We start from the raw sequence: 25,270 nt of genomic DNA on the forward strand, positions 1-25,270 counted from the left end.
GAGATGCGAGAGATGCGAGATGTGATATGGTCCCTAAAAAGTAGACACAGGGGTTGTCCCGTATTTAATCAACACGGGACTGATAAAGCAGGGAGAGACTAACGCTTTAAGTCGATGTAAATCTGCTCTACCTTGGTGCGAGCCCAATCTGTTTTACGCAAAAATTTTAAGCTCGATTTAATGCTCGGGTCTTTTTTAAAGCAGTTGATGTTGACCATGTAACTCAACTCTTCCCAGCCGTAATGTTCAACCAATTCAGTCAGTAGCTTCTGCAGAGTGATACCGTGAAGTGGATTATTGTCTTGTGTCATGAGATGTTCTCGCCATTTATTTGAGCTAAGTATACCAGTTTCGCTTTATGAATTATCCGACCATTTTAGTTCGTAATCGGTGTGGATAATCGAAAGCTCTTCTCTACCTGTATTACCAAATAATCTAACCTGAGCCTGCATCCATTCTTCGAAACGTTTTATCTTTTCTCGATGAAAGTAACCTGGAGGCGCACATAAAAAGTAATTGTATTTAGGCTTCAGTGCGATGTTACCGATTCGGACGAGTTTCTTTTCCTGCAAGTAGCGATACACCAAGCTGTGCTTAACCAAGGCTACGCCTTGAACGGATAATGCACCTTCTAAAACAAAATGTGAGCCGTCAAATTGCAGTGACGAACGACCTGCCTTCGCCCCTGCAACGTCTAACCATAGATTCCAATCCATATCAGGCCAACGGTCTTCAATCAATTCTGCTTTATGCAGATCGTCGATGTCATAAATACCATGTTTCTCTTGATAAATTGGGTGACAAACTGGGTACACCACCTCGTCCATTAACCAACGAGACTCAATATTTGCGTAGTTACCGTGACCGTAGCGAACACAAATATCGACATTGGAATCCTCAAAGGTGACCAGTTTGTTGGTCGGTTCTATCAACATAGATAAATCTGGATGGCGATCGCGGAAGTCGCCAATTCTGGGTACGAGCCAATGCTGAGCAAAGGAAGGCACGGTAGAGATCGACAGCTGAGTAGGGTTAGGATCTTGGTTGATTCGTCTCACCCCATCTTGAATATGAGCAAAGCCTTTCTTCGCTTGCAGGTACAGTACTTCGCCTTCATGGGTTAATACTATTTTTCGGTGCTGGCGAATAAAGAGGTCAGCTCCTAACCATTCCTCAAGTTGACGAATTTGTTGACTCACCGCGGCAGCAGTAACAAATAGCTTTTCTGCTGCGAGCTTAAAACTGCCAGTTTCAGCTGCAGTATAAAAATAGTAGATCCCTTGGAATGGTGGAGTTCGCTCTCTCACATTAGTTTTCCTTAACTGAATGCCAGTATCTATCGTTTGTCGATGTTGCTCTGTTGGTCGATTATTGACCATAACAAAGCAAAAGATCAACAGGAGAAAGGGTATGAATACGATCACAGTAACAGCAAATACCAACCATTCACTTTTGTCATCGTTATCAACTAAGAAATTCTATTCTAAATTGAGACTGTATATTCGGAATCGTAGAACCAGAAAGCAGTTGTCTGAGCTTCCCGACTATTTATTGAGAGATATCGGGGTTACTTCAGAGCAAGTCGAGAAAGAACTGAAGAAGTCATTTTGGGAGTGATTCAGGGCAGCGTAGCTTTTAACTCAACGTTGCTTTTGCTCAACATAGTTTTGTCGGTGTCGGGAGGTTTACGTTACAGTTCTATGTTGAGTTAAGCTTGTTGCTTATTTAAGCTCATTGCTTATTTGAGGAATCGATAGTTGAGAGCTAATTCTCCAATAGCTCGTTTACTTCTTCGTGTAACCAATTGGTGAACGCTGTAATACGCTCTTTTCTCGGGGAGTTGGGGTCAAAACATAGGTTTACTTGAACACCAGGCGTCATGCCTATATCAAAGGGTTTTACTAGCAAGCCGCGTTCGATGAAGTCACCAGCCAAGCTGTCCGTTGCTAGGCAAACGCCATGTCCCGCCATGACTGTGGTTAGCCCCATATCAAATGTACCGACTTCCATCCATTGAATGGTGCTGCTTTGGGTAGATATGTTTGCTTGTCTAAACCATTCCTCCCAAGGGAAACAACCGCTATCAAACTGAATCAGCCAACACTTGAGGAGTTGTTCTGGTGATGTGAATTTTAGAGATTTTGCTAACTCGGGGGAGCAAAAAGGGTAGATAGGCTCGTTAATTAGCATCTTAAGAGTCAAGCCTTCTTCCACATATAAGTCTTCACCTTGTCGAATAGCTACATCAATCTCGCCATGCTTTAAATTTGGTGTGTCGCAGCCTGTTAGCACCTTGATCGGGATCTCTGGATGCTTCACTGAGAACTTCCAAAGCCTAGGTAGCAACCAACGCGTCGCAAAAGAGGGTGGACTTCTAACAACAAGTAGCCCTTGAATGGGTTCAGACTGGATCTTGTTCAATCCCAGTATCACCTCTTGAAATCCATCAGATACATGTTTAAAAAGCGTGTGTCCTTCGTGTGTCAAAGTCATTGCTCGCCCCTTACGAATAAAGAGCTTACATCCAACCTGCTGTTCTAACTGTCGAATCTTCTGGCTGACGGCAGCTTGACTGACGAACAGCTCTTCAGCAGCTTTGCTGTAACTGCTTAAGCGAGCCGCAACTTCAAAGTAACGGAGACCTGAAAGGTAGCGCAGTCTATTGTCCATAATCTCAGCTTATAGTTCTTGTTAATAATGGTTGTTCGCTTATCGAACAGGTAGTTTCCATAATAGCGACAAATAAACAGGGAATACAAGAGAGAGAAAATGAAAGCAATAACCTGTTGGGTTGGCAGATTTGTTACTCAGGCACTTAAAACTATTGATAAAAATAAGATGAGGAAGGTGACTAAATCGAGACAAATTATTTGCTCGGAATCGCTAAGTAGCCGAATGAGAGATGATATCGGTTTGGATAATGAGAGTAGTGATGCTGCGGATTATACTAAGTACTTATAATTTGAGCTTACAAAAAAGGAGCCGTAATGGCTCCCTCTCGGTTTTGATTATTCTTCCCAAACCACCAATTTATCTTTTGGCCAGTTATGTCCGATTTCATGGTATTTCTGCTCAAGAATATGTCGCTTGATTTTGAGAGTAGGGGTTAACACGCCATTCTCAATGCTCCATGGTTCCTTAATCATCAGTACACCCTTGATCTTCTCATGTGAGCCGAGCTGCTCGTTCATTTTCTCGATAACGCGCTTTGTCGTTCTCTCATAACGAGCTCGGTCAAAGTTAGGGAAGTCATGCGGTACCACCAGTAGGATTGGGCCTGGTAGACCAAGACCTATCAAACACATCATTTCTACGCGGCTGTACTCAAAGAGTTTATTTTCGATAGGCACAGGAGCAACGAACTTACCTTTAGCGGTTTTAAAGGTATCTTTCTTACGTCCACGAATCGTTAGGTAGCCTTCGCTGTCGATATCACCAATATCACCGGTATGCAGCCAACCTTCTGAGTTAAAAGACTCTTGGGTTGCAATGTCATTCTTGTAGTAACCAGAGAATAGGCCTTTGCCTCGAACCAAGATCTCTTCGTCTTCTGCAATCTTAAGTTCGATTCCTGGGCCTGCATTGCCAACCGTACCAATTTTATCGGCTCTGAATGGATAGTTGAGCGTGCTATAGGCGAAAGATTCTGTCATGCCCCATGCCTCGGTAATGTGCAAGCCAACACTCTCATACCATGCCAGTAGAGCGGGTGATACCGGAGCTGAACCACATCCAAGAACACGAGCTTGATCTAATCCTAAACCGTCAGCCAGCTTCTTCTTAATGATGTTGTTGATAAACGGAATCTTAAGTAAGAAGTTCAGTTTCTTCTGCGGCAATTTGTCTTGGATTCGCTGCTGGAACAGCGTCCATAAACGAGGAACTGAAATAAACAGAGTAGGACGATGCATTTTCACATCATCAATAAACGTGTCTAAAGACTCAGGGAAAGCCGTGACCACGCCACCCATGACTGAAGAACCAAAGATGTAAACGCGTTCTGTAATATGAGCAAGTGGTAGGTAAGAAAACAGGCGATCGCCGGGTTGGATACCAATATGGTCGATCAGTCTTTGAACTGACCATGTAAAGGCGCCGTATGTAAGCATTGCCCCTTTTGGTAATCCAGAGGTGCCGGATGTATACACTAATGACATTAGCTTGTCGTCGTGATGTTGGGGACGTTTGGTGGATGGTTCATGCGTATCGATCAGCTGTTCAAATGTGTGTTGGCATTTGGCAGCCGTATCGTATGGTAGAGAGATGCTGATCAAGTTCGGATTGTCATCCAATACCTTTTGGGTAGCAGCCGGATCATCTAGCTTACCTGCAATCACTATTTTACTTTCACTGTGCTCAATACAGTATTGGATGGTGTCTGCACCAGCTGTTGGAAAGATTGGGACGCTGACAAAATCTCCTAACATCATGGCAAGGTCGCAGATGAACCACTCTGCACAGTTTTTCGATACGAGAGCGACTCGATCGCCAGGTTTGGCTCCGAGTCCTTCTAATGCTGACGCCAATTTCAGTGCTTTGTCGGCTACTTCTTTATAAGTAAATTCGACAAATTGGCGGTTAATAATCTGTTTCAAATAGACTTCATCTGGGCGTTCTTCTGCCCATTTTAAAATCATGTCATTGGGTGTAGGGAGAGCTGTTGCTTGTTCTTGGCTAAACTCGTTAGGCTGAATCATTGTCTAACTCCATGTTTTTCGCTAAGTTATTTTTGGTTATTTTTGTTAAAATCATGTTAAATGTACCATGATTTTTTCTTTTAGGGAGTAAAATTAGCGTTTTCTGTTATCTGTGCAGGCACGTCTGTAGCTTGCAGGGGTTACGCCCGTCCTTTTCTTAAAAATTCTTGAAAAATACGACACATCCTTGTAGCCACATTGATAAGAAATTACAGCTATTTTTGATTCGGTATCCGCCTCAATCAACTTTTTGGCTAACAGGATTCGTTTATCGCACACAAAGTCTCTAAAGCTTACTCCAAAGTGTAGATGAAACTTTTTAGAAAAGTAGGTTGCTGAACAGTGACATTTTTCAGCTATGTCCGTTTCTCTTATTTCCTTGTTAATGTTATCCATAACAAAGTTAACAACTTCAGAAGTAAACTGTTTGGTCGGCTCCTGGTTGTTGCTATTCATGTCTCTATCGAGATCGAAGTGTGCTTCAAAGATATGTTGGGTTTTATGCTTTAGTTCTTCGAATGAACTGGTCAGATGATTACTGCTTGTTTCAATAATGAAGAATACATTCTTATGATTTCGAACGTTATTAGGTATCTGACCTGTACAAATAATAACAATTCGCTTGTTCAAGTTTTCACAAATAGATAGTGCCATTGTAAGTAGTTGAAGTTCATCCGTTTTATTCAATATAAAAAATACTAACCTTACATCTAAGTGACTGATTATAGATATGTCCTGTTTATAGTTATTAATGACGAAGTAACGACTAATTTTATTGATAATAATTGAATTAAATTCGCTATCTATATCTGACAGTAAGGGGGTAATTATCTTCATTGGTATTAAACTAGTATCATAATTAAATAAAGTTCAAGGTGAACCTGTGATTGTTCGTTTATTTAATTAGATTAGAAGTACGACAAGAAAGTGCAAGTAAATGGCAAGAAAATCCTAACCTAATATATCTCTCACCTCTAGATTTAGTTTACAGGTAAACAAAGCCTGATACGCAAATCAAGGAGAGGTTCTCATGGATAAGTTTTTGAATAATTGTAAAGAATTCATGAAAGATGAAGAAGGGTTGACTGTAATCGAGTATGTAATCGGTGCAGCTTTATTGGTATTAGGTTTAACAACCGTATTTTCTGGTTTAGGGACTACACTGGCAGCTAAACTCAATACAATCGTCAATGGTTTATGATCGAAAAGGAGTGAGACAGCAAAGAGGGCTGACTTCGGTTGCCTACATTATCGCTGCTGCGTTACTTGTCATTGCTATAGGATTGGTTTTTTCTGGGATGGCGACAGCCTTACTTAGCAAAATCCAGAGCATTTTTTCGAGTGTATGAATTGAATATATGATTAATGAGCCTTCAGTTTTTTGGGCGTTGCTAATTGCAGTTTCGGTATACGATGTTGAGAAACATCGTATACCAAACAAAATATTGATACTGTTTTTGTTTGTGTACTTTTTATCAATGTTTGACCGCAATTACACCTTTGATGTTTTTTTAATGTCCTTAGTTGGATTCGTGGTGTTTTTTTGTTTTGGATTACTCTTATATTTTTTAAGAGCTATGTCTGCAGGAGATGTGAAGCTATTAGGTATTGTAGGGATGTATCTTGGGTGGGGACAACTACTTGATGCATCGTACTTTATCTTACTTTCTGCTGGAGTGATCGGGACTTTCTACTTGCTATATAACTTTTCCAACTCGAACAGTCTTAGTATCAAAGGCTATTTTGAAAATAAGCTAATTGTGCTTGGTGGAGTAGCACCAGTATCAAATGAAAGTACTAGTTTGCACGCTAGGTATTCAAATAAGGTGACGATGCCTTTTGCACCCTCTGTTGTCATGGGATTAGCGATGTATAGCTACTTTACTTAAACCTGTTGTTGGTTAGCTTTGTGGAGAGGAATAATATATGGATATTATAGGGCGTACTGCTCCAACAACTTTGAAGCCTCAAATTTCAGCCCCGGCCGTTCCTACATCTATTGATATGTTGGGTGTTCCTGAAGTCGTTATTGAAAACCTCGTACTCAAGCATTTGTCTGCTTACCCTAAGTCGGATGTATTAGAACTCTCTAATTATATGTGTGTTGTCACCCATATTGTGGAAAGTGCTCTGGCCGTTTTAAGGAAGAAGTCGTTAATTGAGGTATTTCAGCCTACCTCAGATCTTTCTCTATCATCAGTATCCCATAGTCATGTCCGTTACTCCCTTTCTGAGAAAGGGCTGGAAGAAGCTGATCTTGCCTTTAAACGTGATGCTTATTTAGGCCCCGCACCTGTTTCACTTACCCAATATAGTGATGTTGTAAAGCAGCAAGACCTGAGAGCAGAGCTAGTGACTCGGCCACATGTCGAAGCAGCACTGGATGATGTATATGGTGTCGATAAAATGATTTCAGTGCTAGGGCCTGCAATCAATTCTGGACGTGCTTTGTTGTTATATGGGCACGCTGGTACTGGTAAAACATTTGTCGCGAGCCGTATTGTGAATGCTTTGCACACCTCTGTATTTATTCCTTATGCAGTCTATGCATTAGGTAACATTATCAAGGTGTTCTCGGCGCAACATCATAAACCGTTGGATAGTAACGGCAGCGATCAAAGTATTTCCCTCAAAGATCAGTACGACAAGCGTTGGCTTAATTGTGAAAGGCCAAATATCCAAGTTGGGGGTGAACTGACAATGGATATGCTTGAAGTTAATCATTCAGAAAATAGTCGAGTTTGGTTAGCACCAGTTCAAATGATGGCAAATAATGGGATTTTTGTCATTGATGATCTTGGTCGTCAGCCCATGCCGGTGGATGCGCTTCTTAACCGTTGGATTGTACCGATGGAGTACTCATTCGACTATTTGTCGCTGCCTAATGGTCAGCAGATAACGATGCCATTTGTATTAACCCTTGCCTTTTCTACCAATCTAAACCCCAAGAAAATAAGCGATCCTGCCTTTTTACGTCGTTTAGGTTACAAGATTGAATTCAAGCCACTTAATCAGCGAGATTATGAAGCTTTATGGATGAGCGTCGTTGCTGATAAAGAGGTCGAGCTTCAAGACGGATTTTTTGAGCGTTTGTCTCAAATGCACACGCTGCTTAAGGTGCCACTTTTCCCATGTTTACCGAAAGATCTCGTTGGTATAAGCAAAGATATTCTTTCGTTTGAGCAGCTACCACCTGTTATCACATTCGATATTCTTTCCATGGCATGGGAAGTTTATTTTACCTCTGATGGACACGAGGAAGAGAATAATGAATAAGAGTCAAGTTTTCCTACTGTTTTTACTGTCCGTAGTATTCGGCTTAGCGGCTGTATTTTTTGCTAAGCAGTGGATGGATGATCAAGTTCAGCCAACCGTTGAAGTTGAAACGGTCGAGCGTCACCCCGTTGTTGTCGCATCACAAGAAATTGAAGCCGGAACTATTATCGAGGAGCAGTTTTTAACCACCAGATTGATGGAAGTTGATTGGATTAATGAAAATAACTATTCGGATAAAGCAGAGCTTATTGGCAAGGTTGTTGCGAATACTGTCTATGCGGGAGAGGTGCTTCACAAGTTACGATTTACTGTACCAGGAGAAGGGTCAACGCTTGCGGCTCTTATCCCTGAAAATAAACGTGCGGTAACGATACGTGTTGATGATGTTATTGGTGTGGCGGGTTTCTTATTACCGGGTAACAAGGTTGATATTCTCAATACCGTTTCTTACGGAAAAAATTCTGCAGCGACTCAAACGGTATTAAAAGACATTAAGGTTTTGGCTGTCGACCAAACGGCTAAAACGAAAGAAAACAGTCCGATTATTGTACGAGCGGTAACACTTGAGATGACGCCGAAAGAGGCAGAGAAACTTCTCACGGCTAAAAGCAAAGGCGATATTCAGCTGACTTTGAGAAACCCACATGAAGTTGAGAAAAAAGTGGTTCGTCGATATGTGCCTAGACCAAGTGTCACCATTATCAAAGGTACAGAAACATCTAATGTGCGCGTCAAGGATTGAGGTGAAATATGAGAATATTAATTGCGTGTGTTTTGAGCCTGATTTGTATTTCGACGGCCAGTGTTGCGGCGTTACAAACGGGAAAAACAGTCACGGTTCCACATCATAAATCTACGCATGTCGTGCTGTCGGGAAAAGCGGCGAAGGTTTCTCTTGGTGATCCTGAAGTTTTAGATATTGTAATTTTAAAATCAAATGAAGTGTTTTTAATTGGTAAAAAATTAGGTGCGACAAACCTAATGGCTTGGGATTCTCGAGGTCGGTTGATTGAGTCTATTAACATTGAGGTTACTCATGATCTTAATAGCCTTAAAGCTAAATTATATGAGTTCCTTCCTGATGAAACTATCGAAGTGCACAGTGCGCAGAACCGTCTATTATTGAGCGGTCAGGTCAGCAACCAACAACAAATGAATGTGGCGATGCGAATCGCAGAAACCTATTCGTCAGGGCAGGCTGCTGACGCATCAAAAGAAAGCGGAAGTGAACAAGCTGCAGCGACAGGTGTTATTAATTTAATGTCGATCGGAGGGGCTCAGCAGGTCATGTTAGAGGTGACGGTTGCTGAGGTTCAAAGAAGCTTGGTAAGAAAGTTTGATGCGAACTTCCATTTCTTCCAAACCAGTGGGTCTGACTTTTCTTGGGGGGCGTCTTCAGTCCCTGCCGGAGTGTTAGGTGCAACCCCAATTTTCAATATTCCTACCTCTACCGATTACGGCATTTTAGGTTCTTTCATTGATAGCAATACATTGTTTACTTTCGCATTGGACGTAGCAAAACAAAATGGTGTGGCAAAAGTCTTGGCTGAACCGAACTTAACCGCGCTAAGCGGTTCAAAGGCTGAGTTTTTAGCGGGGGGAGAATTTCCCATTCCGGTGCCTGACGAAGATGGTATTACCATTGAATATAAAGAATATGGTGTGGGTTTAAAGTTCATCCCAACGGTACTGAGTGACAAAAAAATCAACCTAAACTTAGCGGTTGATGTGAGTGAGATTGCCAATAGTAGCTCGTTAACGATTGATCCTGGTACCACCAATGCGACTTACTTTATCCCTCCAATTACCCGAAGAAGTGCATCGTCGACGCTTGAGTTAGCCGACGGTCAAACCATCGGTATTGCGGGGTTGTTGAGTGAGAATGTTAGGGACATCAGTAACAAGATGCCAGGCTTTGGCGATGTGCCGATTTTAGGTCAGCTTTTCAATAGCCAAGAGTATGTATCTGGTGAAACAGAGCTCGTTATTCTTGTTACTCCTCGACTCGCTAAACCTATTGACCGAACGAAAGTGACGTTACCAACTGATGCCTTTGTTGATCCTAATGATTTGGAATATTACTTGTTAGGCAGAAGCGCTTACATAGCTGAACCGTCTGAATCTGATTCAGAGCAATCTCAAGCTTCACAGGATATATCACCGACCGATGGTGGTAGCGAAGGCTCATTTGGGCACGATTTATAAGGGGATAGATATGACTAAAATAATGATGATCTTTCTCGCAATGTTATTAGTTGGCTGTGCGAACGATGCTCGTTTAGGGCATTCGGTAGCACTAGTGAAAACAGAGCAAACGTATAACCCTAATGCTACCCAAGAGAATTTACTCGAAGTACCTGATGGTACAGGGGAGCGGATGCAGACTGGTTACGACAGATATGTTGGCAGAGGTGAAAACGATCTGTCCGGAAGTAGTAGCCAGATCTTAGAAGATTTTAACTAAATCTGGAGGTACTCATATGTTGTATCGAGTATCACAAAGCCCTAAAAAACAACAAGGCTTAGTTGCGGTGATGATTACTGCTGCTTTGCTGGTTTTTCTAGCTGTCTCAGCGCTAGCTATAGACATAAATCATATGGTCGTGAATAAAACGCGCTTACAAAATGCAGTCGACTCTGCAGCGTTGGCTGCCGCAACCATATTAGACAATAGTAAAGATAAAGACGCTGTAGACGCAGAAGTGGGTACGGCACTTAATGCCATGGCGGCTTCAACCGGGAACCAAGAAATTGATTTCTCTACCGCTTCTATAGGTATTGATTATTCCAATGATCCACAGGACTTTACTGGCAGCGCAACTTTTGGTGCAAATGAAGATGTTTATGTGCGAGTTCGCGTAGATGCACTAGAGATGGATGAATTTTTCATTCATATGTTTGGCCTTGATAAGGCAGTATCAGCAAGTGCCGTTGCTGGCCCCAGCTCAGGCTTAGCTTATAATAATGTTGTACCCATTGGGGTGTGTATTGGTGATGGCACCTCAGATAACGACATTTCTCCAGAAGACGGCTTTCATGATGAGACCGGTGAAGAGATAACCAATGTATTTGGCTATGAGGTAGGGACGGTTCATGCCTTGAAGGTGGGAGACAGTAGCCTATCTGAAATGGGCAATGGTAATTACCACCTGTTGGACTTTGGTTCCGGTGGTAAAACAATCAAAGAAGGCTTAGGTGGTAGTTATGATCAGCCAGTTAAAATTGGTGAAGATATCACAACCAAACCTGGCGGCACGGTTGGTCCAACAGGCGATGGCTTAAATACTCGTTTTGGTGATTATGGCGGTGGATTATCGGCATCTGATTACCCTTCAGATTATGTGACCACAGAACCTACCAATGAAATAACGATTGATGCCAATACCGGAGAGATCACTTTCGATGATAGCTACGATTACGCTCAATATAAGTTAGATACCAATGCCTGTATAGCAAGTGGCGGTGCTGGGTGCGCATCTAATGGTGTTGCTTGGCGTCGTATTTTACCTATACCTATGGTGGACTGCTCGGGTAAAAGTGGCGGCTCTACCGACTTTACAGTGAATAAAATTGGCTGCTTTTTCTTGTTGCAAAAAGCACCAACGAACAACTCAGGTACACCCGCCGTTTTTGGTGAGTTTATACATTCTTGCAGTGTTACTGGTGGCTCTAGTAGTAATCAGTCGACAACCGAAGGGGCTTACAGGATTGTTTTGTATAAGGATCCTGATAGCGGGGAGTCGTAATTATGACACTATCTAATAAACATCAACGTGGTTTTGCTGCTGTAGAGATGGTTGTTGCTACCCCTGTGCTACTGTTTTTTTTGGGGTTGGTGATTGAGCTTGGCAATATTCTGATTCACTACAATGTTATTTCTAAATCTGTACAAAATGGCGCACGATATGCTGTTAGTGAGGTTTACGATACCAAAGGTGGCACTATTGCACCAACTTTGGAGATTCAAAATGTGGTGGTTTACGGTCAGAGCAGCGTGGGGACGGCAGTACTATCTACATTGACGACATCGGATGTAACAGTAACACCACCCTCTATTGACAGCTATGTGCGAGTCAGCGTGACATATGACTATGTGCCGTTGTTTCTGTCTATTCCTTTATCCGCCACAAGTTTTTCTATTCCGTTAAGTGTCACTTCGGTGATGAGGGTATTGTGATGAAAAGGCTTAAAAGACGAATCAAAGGGCTGGCCATTATTGAGTTCACTTTAGTCTCATCGTTAATTTTTCTATTGCTCTTTCTCATTTTAGCGTTGGGTGCCTATATATTTTCGCTGCAAATGGTCAGTGAGGCGACGAGGAAAGCCGCTAGATTAGCGACGGTATGCTACGTCCTTGATAGAGATAATATTGCGGGAATGGTGGTGAATGATATTCCTCTTGTTGGGTTTACTAATGCGAATTTAGAAGTGGCTTACTTAGACGCGAGCGGGGGAGAGATTGCTTCTGATTTTGAAGCTAACTTTGGCAGCATTAAGTTTGTGCGTGCTAGGGCTACGGGCTATGGCATTCAGTTAATCAGTAACCTAAGCTTTCTAGGAAATAATGGATTTCTTGCAGCCCCTGCGTTTGAAACAATACTACCAGCAGAAAGTTTGGGAGTGGTGAGGCCTCAAACTGAAACCAGCCCTAACATATGGAATAGATGCCCATAAGCGGTTATTTAAAAGGAGATAAATGTATGGGGGAAGCGATCAAAATAACGCCAAATGAAAGCGATAAGGATATGACGCGCTTAAGAACGAATCTAAAGGTTTGGTTAGTCTACAGCACTGACGCCTTTCATTTGCATATGACTCAAGAGCTAAAAAAATGCCGAAATGTTCATGTGACGTCGTTTTCTCTTGCGGCAATGAGTGAGGAGTACTTAAAAAGTGCGGATGTTCCAGAGCTTATTTTCGTTGAAGCTCACGGGAATTGGGCGCAAAAAATGGTTGAGTTGCAAGGGTATGATTTGTCTTTAGAAGACAAGGACTTGTCTTTAGTTGTGCTCGGTGATGAAAGTGATAATGGGTCACTAAAAATCGCACTGCGTTTAGGAGCTTCAGATTTTTTGTCTCACAATGTGACCCTATCAGACCTACTGCCACTCTTGAAGAAAACGGCCTCTGAAAAGCTTGAGAACTCCAGTTACGGAGAGTTTATCTTGTTTTTGAACACCAAAGGAGGGATGGGTGCAACCACCTTAGCGTTAAATACTGCCATTGAGATGGCCACGCAACATCCTAACGAAGTACTTTTACTCGATATCGATCTTCAATTTGGCGTGATACCTGATTATTTGAACATAACCCCCACTTATAGTGTTTCGGATGCGATCAACAGTTCTAATGATTTGGATGAAATGTCTTTGGGGTCATTGGTAAATAAACACGAATCGGGTCTCCATGTTCTAAGCTTTAAGCATGAGAATAACGCAGATGATTTCGAACAGGCTCAGAAAATTGGCAGATTACTTCCAATTCTGCGTCGCTTTTACCCTTATGTGATCATTGATCTGTCTAGAGGCTTAGATCACGTGTTTGCATCAGCAATATCACCTGCGACGAAAGTACTTTTGGTTTTGCAACAGAGCTTAGTGTCAGTAAAAAACACAAGCCGACTAATTAAATCTCTGAAATTTGAGTACGGCTTACAAAGTGACTCAATAGAGGTCATTCTCAACCGTTATGAAAAGCGACATTCAATTAAGTTAAAAGATGTAGAGCAGGCGGTGGGTAACCATAATATACACCTTATGCCTAACGATTTTAAAGTTGCGCTGGAGAGTGCCAACTTGGGACAGCCCTTAGTTCAGTCGAGAAAGAAAAGCTCTATTACTCGCTCTATCATCGATTTGTCTCATGTTCTATCACCACCAGAACAAGAAGAGAAAGGGTGGCTGAAAAAGTTGTTTTCATAATGGGTTGATGAAAAGTAAACACGAGGGATTGTGATGTTCTTTAAACGAAAAAATGTAAATCCAGAGTTTGAAAAAAAAGTAGAACAGATTTCGCATGATTCAGAAGATGCCAATCCTGTTGACCGTTTATCCAATGTTGAGGCGTCTAGTCACTCTCGAAATACGGAAGCGAGCGTTGAAAAGGAGAAGGCGATTGATGAGGCTCGAAAGGTTTTAGAGCAGGAGCTCTCAATCAAACACTTCTTTCATAAGCAGCTGCTGGAGACCCTAGATTTAGGATTACTTTCTAGCTTGGAGAAAGAGCGCGCTAAGCTCGATTTACACGAAGCCATCGTACAGTTAATGGCTGAAGATGGTAGCCATGCATTGAGCGCGGAAGGGCGCAAGCGGGTTATCAAGCAGATAGAAGATGAGGTTTTTGGCCTTGGTCCGTTAGAGCCTTTATTAGCTGATCAAACCGTGTCAGATATATTGGTCAACGGCCCAAAAAGTGTTTACGTTGAGCGAAGAGGTAAACTCGAAAAAACGCCCTATACCTTTCTTGATGACCGCCATCTGAGAAACATTATCGACCGCATAGTAAGCCAAGTAGGGCGCCGCATAGATGAAGCGTCACCTATGGTAGATGCGCGCTTAGTTGATGGTTCACGTGTTAACGCAATTATCCCGCCTCTCGCACTTGATGGTCCTTCCGTTTCTATCCGTCGCTTTGCTGTTGACCGTTTGACTATGGATAACTTGATTGACTATGACTCAGTGTCTCCTCAGATGGCTAAGTTTGTCGAAGCTGCGGTTAAAGGTGAATTAAATATCTTAATCTCCGGAGGAACAGGGTCGGGGAAAACAACCACACTGAATATCTTTTCTGGCTTTATTCCTCGAGATCAACGAATTATTACCATAGAAGACTCGGCGGAATTACAACTTCAACAACCTCATGTCATTCGTTTAGAAACCCGCCCTGCCAACCTTGAAGGGAAAGGAGAAATCAGTCAGCGCGAATTGGTTAAAAATACCTTACGTATGCGACCTGATCGAATCGTGGTCGGGGAGGTACGTGGTAGCGAAGCCGTTGACATGCTAGCGGCGATGAACACGGGTCATGATGGTTCACTTGCCACCATTCACGCGAATACCCCTCGTGATGCCTTGAGTCGTGTCGAAAACATGTTCTCAATGGCTGGGTGGAACATATCAACCAAAAACTTACGAGCTCAAATAGCTTCGGCTATCCACCTTGTTGTTCAAATGGAACGCCAAGAAGATGGTAAGCGTCGCATGGTGAGTATCCAAGAGATCAACGGCATGGAAGGTGAGGTGATTACGATGTCTGAAATATTCCGTTTTCAGCGTAAAGGTATTGATGAAGATGGCAATATTATCGGTTATTTCACAGCAACGGGGGTTGTGCCTCAATACCATGATCAGTTAGTCAAACGTGGACTCGAGCTGCCTTTCGAGCTCTTTAGTGAGACCAAAGGTTAAGGAGAGATTATGGACAATGTAAGCGTTTCATTAGGCCTATTGTTTATCGCAGTACTTTTTATTTCCCAAGCGTTGTTGTTACCTGCTGCAGGTAAGAAAGCGAAGCATAAAGAGCTGTCTCGTCGCTTGAAAGAGACGCAACGTAATATCGATGCAGAGAGTTTGTCATTACTCAAAGAGCACTATAACAAAGAACTCTCCCCGCTGGATCGTAAGCTCATCGTTATCTCTTTTTTCGCGGGCTTGAAAAAAATGTTGGAACTGGCAGGTATGAAAGTGGCATTAAGCCGATTCTTACTGATTATTTCTCTTTGCGCTGTATTGCTCTCATTGATATCGATAATGACCAACCAAGTGTGGTTCATAAGTGTCGCGGCATTCATTTTCGTTTGGGTTATTGCTTACTTGTTTGTGCAAAACCGAGTGACTTACCGAATGGCTCGATTTGAAGAACAACTTCCTGAGGCGTTGGATATTATTCGACGTGCCTTACAAGCAGGGCAACCGCTCGTTCAATCATTTAATGAGGTTGGCGAAGAGCTTCCTGACCCAATAGGTACCGAATTTAAGAACACCTATAACTTACTTAATTATGGTTATGATTTACGTCTAGCGATTTTACAGATGACAGAGCGAGTACCCACTGTATCAATGTTGGCTTTTTCTAGTGCCGTAATGTTGCAAAAAGAGACTGGGGGTAATTTATCTGAGAACCTGCAAAAGGTATCAGAAGTACTTAGAGCGCGTTTTAAACTGGAAAGGAAGGTAAAAACACTCTCTGCTGAAAGTCGCTTATCAGCATGGATTTTAACATTATCCCCTTTTGGTTTGTTTTTCGCATTACGGGTGGCTAGTCCCGAATATATCGAGCCACTTTATAAAGACCCACGCGGTTTATCGATGGTAAGTGTCGGTATTATTCTTTTGGCCATTGGGGCCTTGTGGATTAAAAAGATCATCAGCATAGAGATTTAACTTATGGAACTACTCAATATTGAAGTCTGGAAGCAGATGTTAGAAGAGTTTGGGATCAGCTCTCAGGTGGTTATTTATGCGATGATTTTGCTCACTACTGTCTTGTTTACATTGACTGTTGGGTTTCTGTTTTTAGGAGCTCGATCTCCTTTAGACAAGAAGCTAAGACAAATATCTGAAGAGGGAAGTGTTGGTGGCCGCAAACCCTATGATTTCTCAAATACGCTTGAATCATTAAGCCCTTTTATAAGTAAAGGTAACAAAAAGGATAATGAAACTTACTCAGAAAAGCTGATGCATGCTGGGTTCCATGAGAAGAGTTCATTATCAGTTTTCTATGCGTTGAAGGTTTTATCTAGCTTAATAGGTATCGTCGCTGCTTTTATGATCTATTACATATCGTTGGGTGGAGACTACAATAACTTACTCATCATGACCTGTGTTTTTCTTGGAACGTTTACGCCAAATATTGTACTGAGTAAGTTACAAAAAGAGCGTCAGAAAAAAATTAGAAACGGTGTCCCTGATGCGCTTGATCTTCTTGTTGTGTGTACCGAGTCTGGGCTTGGTTTTAATGCTGCCCTTGGACGTGTCGCATCTGAGCTCTATGTCTCTCAGCCGGAGCTAGCGGATGAACTAGAGACTGTGTTTGCTAAAATCCAAGCGGGTGTCACCATGCCTGATGCGCTCAGGCAGCTTATCGAACGAACCGGTTTAGTCGAGTTGGAAGGTTTGGTTTCTTTGCTTTCTCATGCGTCGAGAATGGGGGGGAGTTTAGCGCAAACACTCCGTGATTATACAGAAGACTTTAGAGATAAACGTCAGCAAGCTGCTGAAGAAATTGCTGCAAAAATACCGACTAAGATGTTATTCCCCATGTTGATATTTATTTGGCCTTGCTTTTTCATTGTCGCACTTGGCCCAGGACTATTGATCGTAATGGACGCATTAACTGCGCCGGGAGCAAGTTTATGATGTTATACAATAAGTTTCTTCTACTACTGTTGCCTATTTTGTTACTTGGTTGTGCTTCTTCGGATGAGCCGACCAATCAATTTGATGCCGAATTGTATTCTGGTAAACCAATCGATTCTTTAACTAGTGATGATCCACCGCTAAATGAAAAAGAAGCAATTATGCGCGGTGACATTGCTCTGCGAGACAACAATATAGACTTGGCTTTATATGAATATATACGCTCTTTGTCCTTCCCTGAAAAAGAGTTTCACGATAAAACCTTGTTCACTATTGGCCAAATACATTCGTCTCGCGGTAACTATGCGTTGGCCGAGAAAGCTTACCTAGCAGCGCTAGATTTTAATCCTGCCCACACCGAAGTATTGGAGCAGTTAGGTGTTTTGTATACCAAGCAACGCCGTACCGATGAAGGTCGAAGCTATTTCTTTAAAGCGATTAATTCAGACCAGGTTCGTTTAAAAAGCAGCGAAACTATCCAAAATTACCAAGCGTTGAGTCAAAGTGAAGTGGCCAGTTTGAAGGTAGACAGCATGTCCCCAGCATTGGCTTATATGGGGATTGGTGTATTGGAAGATGTTGACGGAAAGCATCAGATCGCACAAGAGTACTTCAAAAAGTCACTGACGATAGATAAAAGCTCAGTCAAAGCTTTGTTGAATATGGGCTACTCCCACTACATGTATGGTAACTACAAGGAAGCGTATCAATACACGCGTTCAGCCTTAGAGTTAGAACCGAATAATGAAAAAGCTCAGAATAATCTAGCACTTATTTATTTAGCCTCTGGGGATATTAAAAAGGCAACCAACGTGTTCATGAGGCACATGGATGCCCCGGAAGCGTTGAATAATGTTGGCTACTTCCTAATCTTACAAGGAAAACCTGATCAGGCGGTTCCATATCTACAGCAAGCTATCGATAAAAAATCATCTTACTACAAAGTAGCAAATGAAAACTTAAACAGAGCACTAGCGGAAGTGAGAGAGATGGAACAATAGTGAATTGATTTTGGCTTAATGAAAAGGATATTCATATTGCCTAAAAGTGAGAGTTTTAACAAAGACATCATAGCTATTTTTGTAATTTGGCTCGTATGTGCCATTTTTATATTTATTTATAAGTGGGAGAGCATTTCAATACTCAACCTGAATGACAATGACGATTATATGCGTTTTGTTCAGTTTCAGGAGTGGATGAGGAATGGTCATTGGTACCTAGAGCCAATGAGTAACTTTAATGCCGATGACGGTATTATTATTCATTGGTCTCGATTTCCTGATCTAATGCTCTCTTCAGTCGCTTTCCCATTGATATTTATGGTTGATGATAGCCTTGCTTATACTATCTCGATTTCTATTGTCCCTTTGCTTTATTTATTGTTCTTCGCATTATCGTGCTTTTACCTATGCGAACGTTTCTTAGGCGCTAAGTACCGCTTTATCAGCACGATGTTTGCTATTTTTTCTCCTGCGATAATACACTTCTTACCTGGTTCTATTGACCATCATAATATTCAACTTATTTTGGCAACGCTCTTCTTATCAGTAACACCGACTTCTATCAACAACCTAAGGCAATCATGGCGAGTGTATGCTCAGGCCGTTTTCGTGTCTCTATCTCTATGGACTGGGATGGATAATGTTTTGTTGTTTATGATTTTCTTAATTATTTATACTGTGTATTACTGCTTCGTTCGTGACGAGTGGTTTAGTTATGTCTCTAAGTTATACGTAACTTGTTCGATTTTTGGAGCTTGTGCTGTTTTATTAAATAGGCCTTATGATGAGTTCTTTGCTTTTAAATATGATGAAATCTCATTTATTATCATCATTCTTTTTTTTAGTGGTTGGGTGTTTGTCAATGCTTACAACCTATTGAATAATAATAGAAAAAACTTAACTCAAAGATTTTTATTGTTTGTTTTTCTTGGTTTGTTGTGTTTACTTCCGGTTGTTATTCTTTACCCCTCACTGACTAGTGCTTTGTTTATTGATTACCCACCGATATTAAAGTTGTATTGGCTTGATCAAGTTGCCGAAGCTAAATCTGTCGCAACATACATAGCAATGAATGGCTTTTTTTCAGTGGATAATTATTTGTTGCTATTAGTTCCCGCAATGTTGTATCCATTCTTTCGAAATAAAAACCCACACTGTGCAATCTTGTATCTCATTTTTATGTTTAATTTAGCCCTTGCGATGTTTTGGCAGATTAGAGTGATGAGGTTGTGTTTTGTTTTGGCGGCACCTTTTCAAGCATATTTTGTAATTAAAGTGTCTGAATACGTTAGGTATTCACTACTGAAAATGCTGATTATTTTCTCAGGTACTCCATTGGCGTTAGCGTTTGTCATTCTCGCTTTATCTCCAGCAGAGGAAGTGACTACCAAACTTGATAAGACCGATAAGTTACCAGTCATCTTTAAGGTGCTGAAAGATAACGGTATTAACTCTCATACAATTCTTTCAGGAATAGAAACAGGTGCACCTGTATTGGCCAAAACGAACAACAATATAATCGCCGCGCCTTATCATAGAAATATTGTGGGTAACCAATTTTTAATCGAAGTGATGTTAGAAGAGGACATGCTTCTAGCAAGAAACAAAATAGTCGATAAAAAGGTTGATTATATATTGATCGGTAATGACCCTCATTTAACTCTCCTAAAGGACTCTGGAAGCGAGGACTCTTTAGTTAGGAGACTTCATGGGGATAATATCCCGGCTTGGTTAGACGTTACATATGATGGAATTGAGGATGGTTATCGAGTTTTTAAAGTAAGGAGTGAGCATGAATAAACAGAAAGTCGCAGTATTACTCCCATGTTATAACGAAGCCGGAGCCATTGGTGAAACGGTCACGTCTTTTCAACAAGCCTTACCTGATGCATCCATTTATGTTTATGACAATAATTCAACCGACAACACGGTCAACGAGGCGTTACAAGCAGGGGCGATTGTGCGACATGAGCCGCGCCAAGGTAAAGGGGAGGTTGTGAGGCGGATGTTTTCTGATATCGACGCCGATATCTATGTGATGGCTGATGGTGATGATACCTATGACGCCTCAATATGCCCCGAGCTGATCGACCAACTAAATAATGAAAAGCTCGATATGATCATTGGCAGTCGCGAGCGAACTTCAATGGCTTATCCCAAGGGACATATCCTTGGGAACAAGATGTTTTCATCTCTGATTAACTTAGCATTCAATGCGCAATTGAATGATGTGTTTTCTGGCTATCGAATTATGAGCCATAGATTTGTCAAAACCGCACCTATCTTCAGCGATGGTTTCCAGATAGAAACAGAACTTACCGTGCATGCGTTACACCATAATATGTCAATCAAAGAAGTCTCGACTCAATACCAATCTAGACCTGAAGGGACTACCAGCAAACTGAACACCTTGAGCGATGGTCTCAAGATTCTAAATTTTATCTTGTTCTTATTGAGAGATGTAAAGCCGATGTTTTTCTTTGGCTCTCTCTCGATATTGCTAGGTTTTATTTCATTGATCTTGGGTATCCCCGTCATTGTTGATTTTGTTGATACAGGATTGGTTGAGAGGCTACCTACAGCTGTTTTGTCTAGCTCAATAGCTTTGATCGCGGTGATGTCTTTTTTCTGCGGTTTGATACTCGATAACGTATCACGAGGTAGGCGAGAGATGAGAATACTCTCTATTTTAAGATTTAAGGACGATGAATGACTTAGCTGAGATATTTGGCTAAGAGATCAATCCTCGAGAGCATGAGCTTTGAGATGGAATTACCAACTATATAGCGGGTGATAGGTAGATTAAATTATGAAAGACGAAAGTAAGAAGCAAGCGGTTCGCTTACTTCTTACCTTAAACCTATTAGACCGCCAGTCCTGTCATTGCGCCAAAGACAATGAACAACCCTACTAACCCAACAATAGGTAACTTCACGGTTTTCAATAACCACACACCAACAATGATCAGAGCGAAATCTAAGCCACTACTCACTACACTTGTGAAGATGGGTTGATATAGTGCTGCCAATAACAAACCTACAACCGACGCATTCACACCTGTAAGTGCACCAGCCACTAAAGGTTTGCTTGCAATCGCCTGCCAGTTCTTCAGTACACCCATTAGCAATAATAAGCCCGGTAAGAATACAGCAATCGTTGCGAGTAGGGCGCCGGTGATCGGTGCTGATGGCATCAACACATAACCTAGATAAGTGGCTAACGTAAACATCGGGCCAGGTACTGCTTGCGCCGCTGCATAACCTGTTAGGAAGGCATCTTGAGACAGTTGGTCGCCAATACCATTTTGTAGTAGTGGAAGTACCACGTGGCCGCCACCAAATACTAGGCTGCCTGCTTGATAGAACAGGCCAAACACTTCAATGCCTTGAGAGTAAGCACTGAATAGAGGCAAGCCAACCAGCAAAGCAACAAAAATCACGAGAGGCGTTACCGATATTTTTTGTGTTGAAGGTATCGTTTTAAGCTCTTGTGAGGTTAAGAACTTACTGCCAACGATCGCTGCAAATAGAAGCACTAAAACTTGAGGCCAGATGCCAGGAATCAGTAGCAGAACAATTGCGGTAATCACACATAAGGCGGTCGCGATCTTCGATTGGCAAAAGTTTTTGTACATGCCGAAAGTGGCATCAGCCACAACCACAACGGCGAGTAACTTAAGCCCGTGGATGACAGAGATGAACAGCGGAGCTTCCAACAATTGGTTACTCACTAACGCCAAAATCAGCATCAGAATGACAGATGGAGAAGTGAAGCCGACAAATGCAGCAATCGCACCTGTTAAGCCTCCTTTCTTGTAGCCAACCGCAAAGCCAACCTGACTTGAACCTGGGCCCGGAAGAAATTGGCTGAGGGCGACAATTTGCCCGTACTCTTCGTCGGACAACCAATTCAGTTTTTCAACAAAGGTTTTACGGAAGTAGCCAATGTGTGCTGCTGGTCCACCGAAGCTAATCCAGCCAAGCCAGAAAAAGGTTTTAAAAATTGAAAGCATGATCGATTCCAGATAAATGTTTAGCGTAATTTAGGTGGAGTTAAACTATGATTCAAATTAATTGTTTTAATTATAACTATGAATGAAATGGGTTGTTTGGCATGGCTGATTTTAATTGGAAAGGGATCGACCTTAACTTGTTGATTGCACTGCAGGCTTTGTATAAAACGAATAGCGTGAGTAAGGCTGCTGAGCGTTGTTATGTCAGCCAATCTGCGATGAGCCATAGCTTACAAAGGCTACGAAAGTTGTTTGATGACCCTTTGTTTGAGCGTGTAGGTAGCAAAATGGAGGCGACCGACCGAGCCATTGAACTATCAAGTACCGTGGATGCGCTACTGAATACCATCCAGTCTGAGGTGCTGTTGTCAAAATCGTTTGATGCAGAAACTTATAAAGGGACTTGGAAGATTGGTCTCACTGATTATGCCGAGCAGATGTTCGCTCCAATATTGTTTGACCTGATTAAGCAATCCTCTCCTTACTCCCAAGTAGCGTTGTTCAATGTAAACCGGAGTAACTACCAGCAAGTCTTTGAAGATGCCAAGCTTGATATGACGATAGGCAGCTTTGGTGAGGTATCAAAGCAGTATCGAACAAAGCATTTGTACACGGAGCAACATGTTTGTTTACTTGACCAATCGGTTCTATCTATTGAGGAACCTATGTCGCTAGAACAATTTGTTGCTGTCGAGCACGCACTCGTTTCCCCGGCAGGGGCTTTAAAGACGGGAGTAGATACTCGTTTAGCTGAACTCGGTTTAAGCCGGAAAGTCGCGATATCTTCCAGTAACTTTTTAACTGTTAAGCGGCTCATTCGTGGTAGAGAACTATTGTGTATTGTCCCCAAGCTAGTCGCGCGCAAGGATATTGATAGTGAAGAAACCTTACTAGCTGTGAAGCCACCAATTGATGTTCCAGATTTTGATATCCAGCTTGTTTATAGAAAGGCAAAGCATTTAGATGATAAAAATAAACGACTTAGAAAGCTGATTACTAATGCGATCTCATCTGTGATTTCCGAATAGTTTATTGTGTCGGTTAATCGTCAAATTCATATGAATTAATTTTAGAAAAATCCGGTTTATTATAAGAACCCGACTATACTTAATTTACGACTCAAAGCAGTCGCAAAGAATAGGCTTTTTGATTTACCTAAGTAAAAAAATTGGTTATATCTTCATGATATAGCTTAAAAATCTACCAGGCTAAACGGACTTAGTTGGTCTTAAAAGCGCTAGCTCCCCCTAGCGCTTTTTTCTTTTGGTCGAGATAAATTTAGACGTATCAACAACAACCTAAAAAGAGAATCGAGTCCATTTCTTCGCTCGCCAGCGATAGGCCATGATGATTCCACGGAACCACTCGTCCATCGCTATTGCCATCCAAGCCCCTAATACGCCATAACCCCAATGCACGCCAAGCAAGTAGCTCATGGCAACCCCAATGCCCCACATGCTGAGAATACCCATTTTGATCGGGAATTTAATGTCGCCAGCGGCCTTTAGACAAGAGATAAAGATCAGGTTAAATACTCGGCCAGCTTCAAGAATGATGGAACCTGCAATCAGCGCGGCAGTTAGCGCAACGATCTCTGGATCTTGCGTGAACAGATCGAGAATTTCGAAACGGAACACATAAACCATGCAGGTAATCGCAGTTGAGGCGATAAAACCAACCACAAAGTAGCGTTGCACGCGCTTGGTGATCTCGTCGATCCAACCCTTGCCAATGTAATAGCCTGTTTGGATTTGGCTGCCTTGACCAATCGCCAGTGCAAACGCAAAAGAGAGGCGAGCGATGTTTTGTGCGTAAGTAAACGCAGCCAGTGAAGAGGTGCCCATCTGCACTACAAAGAAGGTAATGCTGATCTGAGCCATGTTATAAGAGAGCACTTCTCCTGCGTTCATCGAGCCGATCTTAATGATTTTTTGATAGATGGCTTTCGGCACAGATTTAAACTGCTTCACTGGTAGATCTATCCCTTTGCTTCTGACCACACCAATTAAGATCAACATCCCGATCACTTGGCTGATTACAGTCGCGGTCGCAACCCCTTGCACGCCGTATACAGGCAAACCAAAAGGTTGATATAAGGCACAATAGTTGCCGAATACGTTGATGACGCCAGCAATCATGTTGATCACCATTGGTGACTTTGAATAGCCATGACTGCGCAGAATAGTAGTGAGAACCACACCAATGGTTACATTGAAGGTGAGAGCACCACTGATGAATAGGTATTCTTGTGCGTATTGCTCGACTTGAGGTTCGAGTTGATAGAGCGGGATAAAATATTCAGCAACAAGAACGGCAATCACACTCAGTAGCACACCGGCAATAATGGCCAGAATGATGCTCGCTACGCCCACGTGAGCGCTCTCTTGAGTGCGGGAGGCACCGTTGTACTGCGCGATTAAAATCCCTGTACCACTGCTGACCATAGTTGAGACAATGATCAGGAAAAAGGATATCTGAGAAATAACACCAACGGCAGACACGGCTTTGTCCGAGTATCCCGATAACATGAATACATCACTGGTGTTGAGTGCGGTTCTTAAAAGAACTTCGATAAAAATTGGCCAGGTGAGCGCAACGATTCCCATACGTTTGTTTAGGGTGGAATCAGCATTAGGCATTTAGGTTTTCTCAAAAAAGGGGTAGGCGACACTATAGTTTAGCGATTATTTAGTAAACGACTATCAAATTAATGTCCGGAAGACTAATAAGGACAAATAAAATTCGAATAAGTCTGCGTAAGCTAATACTTAAGTGTGAGTGATGAAATTTTTGAGCGGAATTTCATAGCAATAGCACTCTTTGTTTTTTGTGAACAAAAGCTTGCCTGTGCTTGCGGAGTACAGTGAACAGAGTAAAAGGATCATGGTAGGTTAAATAGTCTAAATACTTGTTTGTTCGATTATTTGG

25 protein-coding genes are annotated in these 25,270 nt (G+C 42.0%); 18 read left to right on the top strand and 7 right to left on the bottom strand.

Translation table 11 applies throughout. The annotated features are described in order from the left end of the window. Positions 1-98: 98 nt before the first annotated feature. The gene (locus tag BCV39_RS09025) at positions 99-311 is read right to left on the bottom strand and encodes a VF530 family protein (RefSeq protein WP_012604684.1); all 213 of its coding nucleotides are present in this window, start codon (positions 309-311) and stop codon (positions 99-101) included. Positions 312-356: 45 nt separating this feature from the next. Further along, a complete protein-coding gene (locus BCV39_RS09030; RefSeq protein WP_102432824.1) occupies positions 357-1,307 on the bottom strand; it encodes a LysR substrate-binding domain-containing protein in 951 nt (316 codons plus the stop codon). Between the two features lie 103 nt (positions 1,308-1,410). Here BCV39_RS09030 and BCV39_RS09035 point away from each other — a divergent pair, with 103 nt between their 5' ends. Then, positions 1,411-1,617 carry a DUF1127 domain-containing protein gene (locus BCV39_RS09035; protein WP_102432823.1) on the top strand — a complete coding sequence of 69 codons (207 nt, stop codon included), beginning with the start codon at positions 1,411-1,413 and terminating at the stop codon, positions 1,615-1,617. 147 nt (positions 1,618-1,764) lie between these two features. On the opposite strand, the gene BCV39_RS09040 is transcribed toward BCV39_RS09035, so the two are convergent. The 3 genes from BCV39_RS09040 to BCV39_RS09055 form a co-directional block, all read right to left on the bottom strand. Further along, a complete protein-coding gene (locus BCV39_RS09040; RefSeq protein ID WP_102432822.1) occupies positions 1,765-2,670 on the bottom strand; it encodes a LysR substrate-binding domain-containing protein in 906 nt (301 codons plus the stop codon). Positions 2,671-3,008: 338 nt separating this feature from the next. After that, entirely contained in the window at positions 3,009-4,697 is a 1,689-nt protein-coding gene (locus BCV39_RS09050; protein ID WP_102432820.1) for an AMP-binding protein, read from the bottom strand. 93 nt (positions 4,698-4,790) lie between these two features. Then, on the bottom strand, positions 4,791-5,534 hold the full coding sequence (locus BCV39_RS09055) for an AraC family transcriptional regulator (RefSeq protein WP_102432819.1): 744 nt from the start codon (positions 5,532-5,534) through the stop codon (positions 4,791-4,793). 193 nt (positions 5,535-5,727) lie between these two features. Between BCV39_RS09055 and BCV39_RS09060 the strand changes: the two genes are divergently transcribed. The 16 genes from BCV39_RS09060 (at position 5,728) to BCV39_RS09135 (ending at position 21,043) form a co-directional block, all read left to right on the top strand. Further along, complete coding sequence (locus tag BCV39_RS09060) at positions 5,728-5,898, top strand: hypothetical protein (RefSeq protein WP_004734461.1); 171 nt, start codon at positions 5,728-5,730, stop codon at positions 5,896-5,898. A gap of 157 nt (positions 5,899-6,055) precedes the next feature. Next, positions 6,056-6,586, top strand: a complete 531-nt coding sequence (locus BCV39_RS09065) for an A24 family peptidase (RefSeq protein ID WP_048658136.1) — start codon at positions 6,056-6,058, stop codon at positions 6,584-6,586. 37 nt (positions 6,587-6,623) lie between these two features. Further along, positions 6,624-7,973: an ATPase AAA gene (locus tag BCV39_RS09070; RefSeq protein ID WP_048658135.1), complete on the top strand. Its 1,350-nt coding sequence runs from the start codon at positions 6,624-6,626 to the stop codon at positions 7,971-7,973. Further along, positions 7,966-8,715, top strand: a complete 750-nt coding sequence (cpaB, locus tag BCV39_RS09075) for a Flp pilus assembly protein CpaB (RefSeq protein WP_048658134.1) — start codon at positions 7,966-7,968, stop codon at positions 8,713-8,715. Before BCV39_RS09070 ends, cpaB begins: the two co-directional genes overlap by 8 nt. An 8-nt stretch (positions 8,716-8,723) precedes the next feature. Next, positions 8,724-10,178 carry a type II and III secretion system protein family protein gene (locus tag BCV39_RS09080; protein ID WP_048605622.1) on the top strand — a complete coding sequence of 485 codons (1,455 nt, stop codon included), beginning with the start codon at positions 8,724-8,726 and terminating at the stop codon, positions 10,176-10,178. Then, the gene (locus BCV39_RS09085; RefSeq protein ID WP_102432818.1) at positions 10,141-10,437 is read left to right on the top strand and encodes a hypothetical protein; all 297 of its coding nucleotides are present in this window, start codon (positions 10,141-10,143) and stop codon (positions 10,435-10,437) included. The genes BCV39_RS09080 and BCV39_RS09085 overlap by 38 nt, the downstream gene beginning before the upstream one ends. 16 nt (positions 10,438-10,453) lie before the next feature. Continuing rightward, the gene (locus BCV39_RS09090) at positions 10,454-11,719 is read left to right on the top strand and encodes a pilus assembly protein TadG-related protein (RefSeq protein ID WP_102432817.1); all 1,266 of its coding nucleotides are present in this window, start codon (positions 10,454-10,456) and stop codon (positions 11,717-11,719) included. A 2-nt stretch (positions 11,720-11,721) separates the two neighbouring features. Further along, entirely contained in the window at positions 11,722-12,150 is a 429-nt protein-coding gene (locus tag BCV39_RS09095; RefSeq protein ID WP_102432816.1) for a TadE/TadG family type IV pilus assembly protein, read from the top strand. Beyond that, entirely contained in the window at positions 12,150-12,647 is a 498-nt protein-coding gene (locus BCV39_RS09100; RefSeq protein ID WP_170960818.1) for a TadE/TadG family type IV pilus assembly protein, read from the top strand. Before BCV39_RS09095 ends, BCV39_RS09100 begins: the two co-directional genes overlap by 1 nt. Before the next feature lie 26 nt (positions 12,648-12,673). Next, positions 12,674-13,894 carry an AAA family ATPase gene (locus BCV39_RS09105; RefSeq protein ID WP_102432814.1) on the top strand — a complete coding sequence of 407 codons (1,221 nt, stop codon included), beginning with the start codon at positions 12,674-12,676 and terminating at the stop codon, positions 13,892-13,894. 33 nt (positions 13,895-13,927) lie between these two features. Further along, positions 13,928-15,379 (top strand): CpaF family protein, encoded by a 1,452-nt coding sequence (locus tag BCV39_RS09110; protein ID WP_048658130.1) that lies wholly within the window; start codon positions 13,928-13,930, stop codon positions 15,377-15,379. Between the two features lie 9 nt (positions 15,380-15,388). Further along, entirely contained in the window at positions 15,389-16,354 is a 966-nt protein-coding gene (locus BCV39_RS09115) for a type II secretion system F family protein (protein WP_019824860.1), read from the top strand. A gap of 3 nt (positions 16,355-16,357) precedes the next feature. Next, complete coding sequence (locus BCV39_RS09120; RefSeq protein ID WP_102432813.1) at positions 16,358-17,329, top strand: type II secretion system F family protein; 972 nt, start codon at positions 16,358-16,360, stop codon at positions 17,327-17,329. Continuing rightward, positions 17,326-18,330, top strand: coding sequence for a tetratricopeptide repeat protein (locus BCV39_RS09125; RefSeq protein ID WP_019824863.1), 1,005 nt, complete (start codon positions 17,326-17,328; stop codon positions 18,328-18,330). Before BCV39_RS09120 ends, BCV39_RS09125 begins: the two co-directional genes overlap by 4 nt. 18 nt (positions 18,331-18,348) lie before the next feature. Further along, the gene (locus BCV39_RS09130; RefSeq protein ID WP_102432812.1) at positions 18,349-20,130 is read left to right on the top strand and encodes a hypothetical protein; all 1,782 of its coding nucleotides are present in this window, start codon (positions 18,349-18,351) and stop codon (positions 20,128-20,130) included. Continuing rightward, positions 20,123-21,043, top strand: a complete 921-nt coding sequence (locus BCV39_RS09135) for a glycosyltransferase family 2 protein (protein WP_048658128.1) — start codon at positions 20,123-20,125, stop codon at positions 21,041-21,043. Before BCV39_RS09130 ends, BCV39_RS09135 begins: the two co-directional genes overlap by 8 nt. 150 nt (positions 21,044-21,193) lie before the next feature. On the opposite strand, the gene chrA is transcribed toward BCV39_RS09135, so the two are convergent. Then, positions 21,194-22,342 (bottom strand): chromate efflux transporter, encoded by a 1,149-nt coding sequence (gene chrA / locus BCV39_RS09140; RefSeq protein WP_102432811.1) that lies wholly within the window; start codon positions 22,340-22,342, stop codon positions 21,194-21,196. Positions 22,343-22,443: 101 nt separating this feature from the next. On the opposite strand from chrA, the gene BCV39_RS09145 reads away from it, so the two are divergent. Then, the gene (locus BCV39_RS09145; protein WP_048658126.1) at positions 22,444-23,370 is read left to right on the top strand and encodes a LysR family transcriptional regulator; all 927 of its coding nucleotides are present in this window, start codon (positions 22,444-22,446) and stop codon (positions 23,368-23,370) included. Positions 23,371-23,640: 270 nt separating this feature from the next. Here the strand turns inward: BCV39_RS09145 and BCV39_RS09150 are convergent, their stop codons facing one another. Next, on the bottom strand, positions 23,641-24,981 hold the full coding sequence (locus BCV39_RS09150) for an MATE family efflux transporter (RefSeq protein ID WP_019824874.1): 1,341 nt from the start codon (positions 24,979-24,981) through the stop codon (positions 23,641-23,643). Positions 24,982-25,270 lie beyond the last annotated feature (289 nt).

It is taken from the genome of Vibrio sp. 10N.286.55.E10 (genome assembly GCF_002872555.1).
In the GTDB taxonomy this organism is placed as follows: Bacteria; Pseudomonadota; Gammaproteobacteria; order Enterobacterales; family Vibrionaceae; genus Vibrio; species Vibrio crassostreae.

Bases quoted from the DNA above. Each gene is read 5' to 3' on its own strand.
- BCV39_RS09025 (WP_012604684.1), bottom strand. From the start codon at position 311: ATGACACAAGACAATAATCCACTTCACGGTATCACTCTGCAGAAGCTA.
- BCV39_RS09035 (WP_102432823.1), top strand. From the start codon at position 1,411: ATGAATACGATCACAGTAACAGCAAATACCAACCATTCACTTTTGTCA.
- BCV39_RS09040 (WP_102432822.1), bottom strand. From the start codon at position 2,670: ATGGACAATAGACTGCGCTACCTTTCAGGTCTCCGTTACTTTGAAGTT.
- BCV39_RS09050 (WP_102432820.1), bottom strand. From the start codon at position 4,697: ATGATTCAGCCTAACGAGTTTAGCCAAGAACAAGCAACAGCTCTCCCT.
- BCV39_RS09055 (WP_102432819.1), bottom strand. From the start codon at position 5,534: ATGAAGATAATTACCCCCTTACTGTCAGATATAGATAGCGAATTTAAT.
- BCV39_RS09060 (WP_004734461.1), top strand. From the start codon at position 5,728: ATGGATAAGTTTTTGAATAATTGTAAAGAATTCATGAAAGATGAAGAA.
- BCV39_RS09065 (WP_048658136.1), top strand. From the start codon at position 6,056: ATGATTAATGAGCCTTCAGTTTTTTGGGCGTTGCTAATTGCAGTTTCG.
- BCV39_RS09070 (WP_048658135.1), top strand. From the start codon at position 6,624: ATGGATATTATAGGGCGTACTGCTCCAACAACTTTGAAGCCTCAAATT.
- cpaB (WP_048658134.1), top strand. From the start codon at position 7,966: ATGAATAAGAGTCAAGTTTTCCTACTGTTTTTACTGTCCGTAGTATTC.
- BCV39_RS09080 (WP_048605622.1), top strand. From the start codon at position 8,724: ATGAGAATATTAATTGCGTGTGTTTTGAGCCTGATTTGTATTTCGACG.
- BCV39_RS09085 (WP_102432818.1), top strand. From the start codon at position 10,141: ATGGTGGTAGCGAAGGCTCATTTGGGCACGATTTATAAGGGGATAGAT.
- BCV39_RS09090 (WP_102432817.1), top strand. From the start codon at position 10,454: ATGTTGTATCGAGTATCACAAAGCCCTAAAAAACAACAAGGCTTAGTT.
- BCV39_RS09095 (WP_102432816.1), top strand. From the start codon at position 11,722: ATGACACTATCTAATAAACATCAACGTGGTTTTGCTGCTGTAGAGATG.
- BCV39_RS09100 (WP_170960818.1), top strand. From the start codon at position 12,150: ATGAAAAGGCTTAAAAGACGAATCAAAGGGCTGGCCATTATTGAGTTC.
- BCV39_RS09105 (WP_102432814.1), top strand. From the start codon at position 12,674: ATGGGGGAAGCGATCAAAATAACGCCAAATGAAAGCGATAAGGATATG.
- BCV39_RS09110 (WP_048658130.1), top strand. From the start codon at position 13,928: ATGTTCTTTAAACGAAAAAATGTAAATCCAGAGTTTGAAAAAAAAGTA.
- BCV39_RS09115 (WP_019824860.1), top strand. From the start codon at position 15,389: ATGGACAATGTAAGCGTTTCATTAGGCCTATTGTTTATCGCAGTACTT.
- BCV39_RS09120 (WP_102432813.1), top strand. From the start codon at position 16,358: ATGGAACTACTCAATATTGAAGTCTGGAAGCAGATGTTAGAAGAGTTT.
- BCV39_RS09125 (WP_019824863.1), top strand. From the start codon at position 17,326: ATGATGTTATACAATAAGTTTCTTCTACTACTGTTGCCTATTTTGTTA.
- BCV39_RS09130 (WP_102432812.1), top strand. From the start codon at position 18,349: ATGAAAAGGATATTCATATTGCCTAAAAGTGAGAGTTTTAACAAAGAC.
- BCV39_RS09135 (WP_048658128.1), top strand. From the start codon at position 20,123: ATGAATAAACAGAAAGTCGCAGTATTACTCCCATGTTATAACGAAGCC.
- chrA (WP_102432811.1), bottom strand. From the start codon at position 22,342: ATGCTTTCAATTTTTAAAACCTTTTTCTGGCTTGGCTGGATTAGCTTC.
- BCV39_RS09145 (WP_048658126.1), top strand. From the start codon at position 22,444: ATGGCTGATTTTAATTGGAAAGGGATCGACCTTAACTTGTTGATTGCA.
- BCV39_RS09150 (WP_019824874.1), bottom strand. From the start codon at position 24,981: ATGCCTAATGCTGATTCCACCCTAAACAAACGTATGGGAATCGTTGCG.